Origin of the sequence: Anaerolactibacter massiliensis (assembly GCF_900290205.1) — a bacterium.
Lineage (GTDB): Bacteria > Bacillota_I > Bacilli_A > Erysipelotrichales > Erysipelotrichaceae > Bulleidia > Bulleidia intestinalis.
This window is the reverse complement of record NZ_OLMH01000003.1, coordinates 390,049-398,530: the sequence shown is the minus strand read 5'-3', so window position 1 is coordinate 398,530 and position 8,482 is coordinate 390,049. Positions and strand designations below refer to the sequence as shown.

4 protein-coding genes are annotated in these 8,482 nt (G+C 49.3%); all 4 read right to left on the bottom strand.

Going from position 1 to position 8,482, the window contains the following annotated elements:
* Positions 1-156 precede the first annotated feature (156 nt).
* The 4 genes from C7E00_RS15940 to C7E00_RS15925 are packed head-to-tail and all read right to left on the bottom strand — an operon-like array spanning position 157 to position 8,409.
* Positions 157-1,713: an ISL3 family transposase gene (locus tag C7E00_RS15940; protein ID WP_105305288.1), complete on the bottom strand. Its 1,557-nt coding sequence runs from the start codon at positions 1,711-1,713 to the stop codon at positions 157-159.
* Between the two features lie 26 nt (positions 1,714-1,739).
* Positions 1,740-5,126 (bottom strand): type I restriction endonuclease, encoded by a 3,387-nt coding sequence (locus tag C7E00_RS15935; RefSeq protein ID WP_105305287.1) that lies wholly within the window; start codon positions 5,124-5,126, stop codon positions 1,740-1,742.
* A 2-nt stretch (positions 5,127-5,128) separates the two neighbouring features.
* Positions 5,129-6,370 (bottom strand): restriction endonuclease subunit S, encoded by a 1,242-nt coding sequence (locus tag C7E00_RS15930; RefSeq protein WP_105305286.1) that lies wholly within the window; start codon positions 6,368-6,370, stop codon positions 5,129-5,131.
* Positions 6,367-8,409: a type I restriction-modification system subunit M gene (locus C7E00_RS15925; RefSeq protein WP_105305285.1), complete on the bottom strand. Its 2,043-nt coding sequence runs from the start codon at positions 8,407-8,409 to the stop codon at positions 6,367-6,369. Before C7E00_RS15925 ends, C7E00_RS15930 begins: the two co-directional genes overlap by 4 nt.
* Positions 8,410-8,482 lie beyond the last annotated feature (73 nt).

Sequence of the window (8,482 nt, the reverse complement as noted above, 5' to 3'; positions counted from 1 at the left end):
CCGATCAGCTTCCCGATACGCTGAGAGTCAGATAGCCTATCAAAGATAATCCCCCGGCACATCTATGTCCGCCTTTTCAGACTTTGGTGTGCCGGGGTTAATACTATGCAGACCTATTGACGCTTACATTTAAGATAAGAAAAGAACCGTTCCTGTTCAGAACGATTCCTTGTCATCCGTTATATTAAGATTGTCACTGTCTGGCTGCTCATCGTTGTCGTCGAGCAGTTCTCCTGTTTCGCTGTCGAACGTATGGCCGTCAGCGGAATAAGCCTGGGCTGTGAGGTCATAACCATCGTTGGCTGTCTGCTCGTAATACTGCAGGCTGGACATGTTGTTCTCAGTAAGCACAGGGCCATCATAATCGGCAGAGCCTTCTCTGATTGCCTTCTCGATATTGACATTGCGGAGCAGAACCTTGGCACGCAGCGTATCAAACGAATACCCGCGTCCTCTGAGGTGTGTTTCCCTTGTCAGACGGTTGCTGCACTCGGTATAGCCGTTGGATATGGCAATGTCGCAGTCCCATATGGCAAATATCGGCTCGTAGAAGTTATGCACGGTTGCCGCAAGCTCACGGAACGGGGCATAAATGTCTTCTTCATGCTCATCTTCCGGTGCAGGCGGCAGATTTGCCTCCCAGTCCGCAAACGCCTGTTCTGCATTCTCCTTGGAAGCCTGGTTCTCATCGTAGATGTTAAAGAAGTCTTCCTTGATGTCATAAGCGGTTGCCAATGGGCTCAGGTCTGGGTCATCTCTCATCCACCTGATTGCGTCTGCCTCATCTGCGTCAAGGTCTTTCAGACGCTTTCTGAGCGTATATGCAGGGCCATGCTTGAACTTCGGCCCAGTCTTGCCAGGATACTTTGACTGAATATTCTTCCGTATCTCATCCACGGCAAGGTTGGCCTTCATCACCACATGGAAGTGGTCAATCGCCCATTTTGCGTTCGGCAGATATGCACCAATCGGTTTCTTGAACGGCCTGTACATGTCGCTGCACACCCACCGGACTTTCTCACGCTCTGATAACGGCAGTGATGCGAAATGATCTTCCAGGAAGTCCTGTGTGCGTTTTTCCAGCAGGTCGTACATGGTGTGTTTCTCAAGGTTGGTCATGACGGTGATGAACCTGCCATTGACCTTGATTTCATCAATGCCCAGGTATTCCGGCATACGGAACTGCATGATCTCCCCGTGGCTGCCTATGAAGTCCGAAAAGATATTCAGTATTGATACGCTTGTCATCGGGTAGTTGCGTCCGACTTCTTCAAAAGTGTTCCGAACGCACTGTTCTACAATTGAGCATTCTGCCCGTGTCGTGATCTTCCGTTTGCCATCAATACCTTCCATTTCCGCCTTCCAGATGTACCGGCAGTCAGGATTGCTGCAGCGCTTCCGGGGCACTGTCACATAGAGCCGTGTTGGTTTTCCGCCATTCGGTGTATCACTGACCGTAACAGTCCGGTTGTCGTGCTTAGACATCTTCGCTCCGCATTTCGGGCAGATATCCGGTACTTCTCCGGCATATGCCAGCTCAAATTCCCGGATTGTCTGCTCAACCGTTGTTTCCACCCCGTTTATCGTGCGAGTTCCGGTTTCATGGGCTTCATGAATAAACCGGGCATTTGCCGGATAAACGCCGAACAGCTCTTTGACTAATTCCGGGTCAGTGACAGTGATTTCACCGCTGCCTTTTGGTTTCCTTGGCATCCGCAAACCTCCTTCCCGGCTGTCGGTTACTTCTTCTTCCTGCTGTCTCTGTCAGCCTTCTGGACAGCTTCAACATCGAAACGCTGCTTGTTATTCACGAGATCGTAAATGATAGGCAGAAGGGCATTGAAGGACTGCGGGTCATTCAGAATCTTATTGACCATAGCCGTGAATTCCTCGCCCTTTAACTGCATGGCTGCCATTGTAACAATGCGTGCCAGCCTTCCATCCTGGATGATGGCATCCTTGGAATTGCTGCTGTTGCGGATCTGTGTGCGGGATACTTCGTCGGCAGACACCTTGTCTGCGATGGCGTTGAGGACTTCAGCGCCTTCCTCGGCAGGTGTATCCTCGCCCCAGATGAGGTTGATCTGACGGATGATGTCATCCAGCTCTTCCTGCTTGCCGCCGCTTGTCATGTGCCCGGCGGTCATCGGTCTCAGAGTGTGATGATCGTCCGGGTCATCCGGTACATCCAGCTTGTTGATGCGGTAGTCGGACATGACAAGACTGTTGATATCCACCTCAGAACCATCATCGCCGTTGATCCTGTGGCTCAGCAGTGTGCAGAAGCCGTAGAAGATTTCCAGCTCCGGGTCATCGAGATCCACAATCTGGCTGATGTAGGTATATGCCTTGCAGTACTTTCTGAGGTTCTTGCGGAAGGTAGAGAGAACGTCAATCTGCTTCTGTGCTTCGTCGATCTTGTCTTCCGCACGCTTCATCATGTCTGTGTTGCCTGCTTCCTTGGCCTTCAGATATGTTTCATGCCATGTGATGACGGCATTTCTCTGTGCCTTGTAGAGGTCTGACCATCTTTCTGCCGGAGCGGAAAGGCAGGCATACAGCTTCTTGCGGTTCTCATCATCCTTTGAGGCATCGCCCATGCTCAGAATGCTCTGATAGCGGACGTTCTTGTAGGTTGTGTATTCCATGGTGGAATAGATGCTGGAATCATCAAGGTTGGACTTGATCTCATACACGATATCCTTGTTCTGTGCAGACTCCATCTGTGCGCCTGTATCGTACTTCCTGAACGCATTGATTACGGTTTCAGGGTCATTTACGAAATCGACGATAAATACCTTATCCTTGCCGGAATGCGTCCTGTTGAGCCTGGAATACGTCTGTACAATTTCAATATCGTTCTGCATAGGCTTATCAACATACATGGCGCACAGCTTCGGCTGGTCAAAGCCTGTCTGGTACTTGTTTGCCACGATAAGCATGCGGTACTTCTTCTCATTGAAGGCACTCTCAATGGAGACATCAATGTTGTTCATGTTGTCTTCGGTGTAGTCGTAATCCTTCTTGATCATGGCAAACGGATTCTGCAGATAGTCCGCATCCGTCTCGAACTCACCGTCATCGGGATGAACTGCCTTTTCACCGTTCAGCTTGCCGGAGAAGGCAACCAATGGCTCACCAAGCACCTTGAAGCGCAGATTGCTCAGAACACGGTTCTGATTGTATTCAGGGTGAGCGTCAAGGTATGCGGAAATGGCGTATTTGTAGCGGACAACAGCGGCTCTTGAATCCGTGACAACCATGGCTTTGGCATCGCCGTCAAGCAGCGGGGCTACGTTCTTCACGAAGTGATCCACAATGAACTTTGCCTTCTGCTTCACGTTGGTAGGATGCAGAGACATCCACTGTGCGATGGTCTTCTTGGCCTTGCGGGAATCATAGAGCCTGTGGTCTTCAGCCTTATTGGTCTGGCTGATCTGATATGCTGTCTTGTAAGGCATGTATCCTTCTAGAACGTCCAGAATATAGCCTTCCTCAATGGCCTGGCGCATCGGATACTTGTGAAAGGATACAGGTACAGGTTCGCCTGTCTTCTCGTCAATCCTGTCGCTTGGCGTGCCGAACAGCGTCATGGTTTCAGCCTTTGGCGTGGCAGTGAAGGCAAAGAAGGACACATTCTCAGGGTTTGCACGTCCTGCCTGTTCCTGCTTGATATAGGCATTGATGATCTCTTCATCGGTGATTTCGCCATTCTCATCACCTTCGAGCTTCTTCTCATCATGTGCCAGCTTCAGCGCGCCTTTCAGCTTGGCAGCGTCGATGCCTGTCTGCGAGGAATGAGCTTCATCAATGATGACGGCATAGTGGGAGCCGATCAGCTCCTTGTCATTCGCAATCGCTTCAAAGGCATAAGGGAAAGTCTGCAGTGTGACTACGATGATTTCACGCTTGTCATGCAGTGCCTGCACCAGAGCCTTGTTCTTTGCGCCGTTGGTGCGCTTGTCTGCTGTACCGCCAATCATTTCAACGATTCCGGTGGTCTTTTCAACCTGACCGATAGTTCCCTTGATGTTGGTATCCAGGCTGTTGCGGTCAGAAATGATAACCACGGAATCAAACGTCTTATCACCATTCGGCTGCCTGAGGCGGATCAGCTGGTCTGCCAGCCATGAAATCGTATTGGTCTTTCCAGAACCTGCGCTGTGCTCCACAAGGTAGGGCTTGCCAACACCCTTGTCCTTCACGTCTGCGATGATCTTCGTTACACAGTCCCACTGATGGAAACGGGGGAAATACTGTGTGGTGACATCCTTGAGCCTGCCTGTAGCGTCTTCCTTCTTGTCTGTTCTGACAAAGATATAGTGCAGGAAGATTCTGAGCCAGTGGTCACGCTGGCAGATGTCATTCCAAAAGTAGCCTGTCGGATAATCCTTGTCCCCGGCCTTCATCGGCGGATTGCCTGCGTGGCCGTCTTCCGTACCACGGTTGAACGGCAGAAACTTCGGTTTTCTGCCTTCAAGGTTGGTGCACATCCAGATTTCATTCTCGGAAATGGCAAAATGAACAACTGCACCGCGCTTGAACATGAGCAGATAGTTCTTCCTGCCAGTCTTAGGCTCAATAGGCTTGCGCTCGTTCTGGTATTCCTCAATGGCATCACGGACGGTCTGCGTCATTTCGGTCTTGATTTCAGCCGTAGCCACAGGAATGCCGTTGATGAAGAACACGAGATCCAGGGACTTCTCTCCGGCAGTCTGGTAATGCACCTGACGCATGACACGCAGGATATTGGCCTTATAAGCCTCATCTGCGCCACGAATCAGCGGGTTGTCCGGGCATTCGGCACAGCAGGTAATCGTCTGGAATCCGGCATAAGGAAAGCCCTTGCGGAGCGTCTGAACCGTTCCGTTGGCTTCCAGGGAGGCAACCAGACGCTTTACGACGTTCAGCTCAAAGGTAGAGCCAAGCCGCTCCTGCATCTTTGCCAGCTTGTCCGGGGCGAGTCTGCGCTGGAACTCCACGAAATCGGGGAAGTAGAGGGCATGCTCACGGTCATAGCCTTCATCATTGTTACTTACCATCCATTCATCGCTGTCGCTGAGTCCTTTCAGCTTGCGGGTGATATACTTTTCAAACTCTGTTTCAAGATGTAATGTATCGTCCATGTTTATGCCTCCGCTGTGCAGTCAATCTTGCCCGTAACGGCATTGTAGATAAGGGACTGCTTGTATTCCTGCAGCTTTGAAATAAGCTGATTGTGCTTTTCAATGAGTGTGTCTATCATTTCGCATCTTTCATCAAGATATGCGGCTATTTCCGCCTGTTCATTCATTGGTGGCAGTGCAATGTGAGAATTTTTTACCTTATCAATGTTCAGGTTCTGAACAACACTTCCATCTGCTGTTGTTGTAAATTGGTGAGCAGTTGTTTCAGCCATAAGATAGTAATAGAGAAACATTGGATTGATGCCTTTGTAATCAGAGAAAGCAAGCCAGCCATCATGAATGCAACCGTCAATCTGCAGGAAATATGGATGCCCAAAGCTCATTGAGTTTGTAAGCAGAAGTGTTCCAGAATGGACAAGTCTTGTCTTGCTCAAGCCCTCCGGCTTTATTCTCTGCTTTGTTGATAAGATGTATTTACCACCGCCAGTCGCGTCTCCTATCTTAATCCAGTTATAGCCATCTTCTTTTTCACCAATGACGTATTGCTCTATTGGTCGCGGAGAACCGCCACGTACAACAGTTACAGAGAACTTTACCCTTGTCCAAAGCCAGTGGCTTGGAATCTCGTGAATGGTTTCATCGTCACTGTCCTTCATTTCCACATTCGGATTCAATCCCTTGGTTACAGCCTGCGTAATGACAGCCCTGCGGTATTCTTCCAGCTTTTCAATGATCTGCTGGTGCTTGGAAATGGCGGAATCAATAGAAGAACAGTGTTCTCTCAGATATATTGCAATATCTGCTTGCTTCTGAGTGCTTGGAGCAGGAACTGACATATTTGCAAAGCTCTGTGCTGAAATTTCAAGGAAAGTTGTTCCTTGCGCCAATGATTCCATGTTCCTCTGCATACAAGATAAGACGTAATAATAGAATTCCGAATTAACCCCAGCCTTTGGAACACACGTAAGACAGCCCTGGTTTGTGCATAGCTTTGTACCTGCTATTGCGACTGTTCCTACTGGCGCTCTCTTTGAAACCACAAGGGAACCTGCTGGAACAAGTGTTGTATTGCACGAAGCGTATCCTGCTTCTGTGAGTGTCTTTGCACCTTTACTCACATACTTATCATCTGTTTTGAAATCAGCCGGTGTCACCCAAACAACGTTGCCATTCCAGTATTCTTCGTTTTTACTATCTGGCGTTGATCCAGCATATATTTTGAACTGATTCTTCAGCCGCGTCATTTCAGGAACTCCTCTTCAAAGGAGCCAAGCCCTTTCTCCAACTCAACGATCTCCTTGGCGATATCGTCCGGCTTCCTTGGCTCTTCATAGTGATAGAAGTAACGGTTGAAGGAGATATTCGTGCCCACAACACCAATACCATGGTCGCTGAGATTGCCTGTATCTGTTACGGATTCATCAATCCATGCATCCTGTGCAAAAGGCAGGACTTCTTTTGCCATGTAGTCATTGAAATCCATACCCCATGGAATGTCTTCCGTGTCCTTCAGCTCTGGATCAGACACAACTTCACCGTTCTTATCAGTCACAGGCTCGTATGAGCTGTCCTTTACACCGAAGATGCTGATGATTTCCTTCTCAATGACGGATGCTGCCACATTCGGCTTCTCCATCTTCTTACGGATATTCTTGGCAAACTCACCAGCCCAGGAATACGGCTTCAGCTCGCTGCCATCCGCCTCTGTAAGGCCATTTACCAACACATTCATATTGTCGGCGGTCAGCTTGGCAATCTTTGGATCAGACTTGAACTCGTCCAGTTTGTCTGCACTGAGCCGGATCATTTCACGGAGCGGCCTCTGCGTGGTCACTCTGCGGAACATGAAGTCTGTATAAGGAACCATGACGGACTTGCCGCCGTTGTGCCCATCAACATAGGTCTTGACCACCCACGCAATGTCCTCATCATTCATTTCACGGTTCTTGTTACCAATATTGGAGCGCATGGAATGATAGTGTTCTGTTGCGTCAATCAGCTGCACAAAGCCCTTGCGTTCCTCCGGCTTCTTGTTCGTCAGCACCCAAAGATAGGTGTTGATGCCAGTACGGTAGAACTCTCCCGTGCTGAGCTTCACTACGCAGTCAAGGTAGTCATTCTGCAGAATCCATCTGCGGATGTTAGACGGGGCACTGCCGGGCTTGCCTGTAAAGAGAGGCGATGCCGACAGGATAATGCCGATCTTGCCGCCGCCTTCTTCTGCCGGACGCATCTTGGAGATTGCATTCTGCAGGAAAAGCATAGAGCCATCATCCACAGAAGGAACACCTGCGCCGAATCTGCCCATGTATCCGTATCTGTCATGTTCATCCATGACATCCTTGTATTCCACTTCAAACTTCTTGCCATAAGGAGGATTTGAGAGCTGGAAATCAAATGTCTGTCCTCCGAACTGGTCATCATTCAGTGTATCGCCCTTCAGAATATGCTCTGAGAGGTCTTTTGTCTGGTCGTAGATGTCATTATCGTCATTGGAAACATTACGCAGCAGGAGTGCAGCCTTGCCCATTGCCCATGTGGTATCGTTGATTTCCTGGCCATAAGGGACAATGACTGTCGGATGCTTCAGCTTGTTGGAAGTCTTCCATTCCTCAATCTGGTCAAGGGCATCAGATATGAAGCCGCATGTACCGCATGTCTGGTCATACAGCGTCCTGACATTGCCCTTGTCGGCTTCCAGAATGTCTTCCTCATTGGCAAAAAGCATATTGACGGAAAGCCTTACGATGTCACGAGGGGTCATGAAATCTTCGGCATCCTCCGCAATCTCATCGCCGAACTTCTGGATGAGGTGTTCATAGATGTTCGTCATGTCTCTGTCGGAAACAACATCTGTTCCAAGGTCAATGGCGCTGAACTTCTTGCATACTTCATAGAGCAGGTTCTTGTTGTCCAGCTTGGAGCAGACGCTTTCAAAGTCAAACGCCTGGAAGATTTCACGGACGTTCGGGCTGAAAGACTCCACATAGGTCTTCATGGCTGCCAGAGTCTGGTTGCCGATGGTCTTCAAGCGGATTGGCGAGATATTGTAGAAGGAGTAGCCTGAGACAGTGCAGTACTTGTCATCCTCATCGCCCCATTCGTTTTTCTTCTCTTCATACTTGGCAACCACCGCATCCCTGGTTGGCTCCAATGCACATTCCAGTCTTCTCAGAAGGGAGAACGGCAGTACAATCTTGTTGTAATCCTTGCGGTCAATTGCGTCTCTTGCGTAGTCCGCAATGTTCCATATCATGCTTTCAATCGTTGATGTTTCAGACATATCTACACCCCTCAGAATATACTTACCTACCTATATTATAGGTGCTCTTAGTGTCATTTCAACCAGTTATTTA

Bases quoted from the DNA above. Each gene is read 5' to 3' on its own strand.
- C7E00_RS15935 (WP_105305287.1), bottom strand. From the start codon at position 5,126: ATGGACGATACATTACATCTTGAAACAGAGTTTGAAAAGTATATCACC.
- C7E00_RS15930 (WP_105305286.1), bottom strand. From the start codon at position 6,370: ATGACGCGGCTGAAGAATCAGTTCAAAATATATGCTGGATCAACGCCA.
- C7E00_RS15925 (WP_105305285.1), bottom strand. From the start codon at position 8,409: ATGTCTGAAACATCAACGATTGAAAGCATGATATGGAACATTGCGGAC.
- C7E00_RS15940 (WP_105305288.1), bottom strand. From the start codon at position 1,713: ATGCCAAGGAAACCAAAAGGCAGCGGTGAAATCACTGTCACTGACCCG.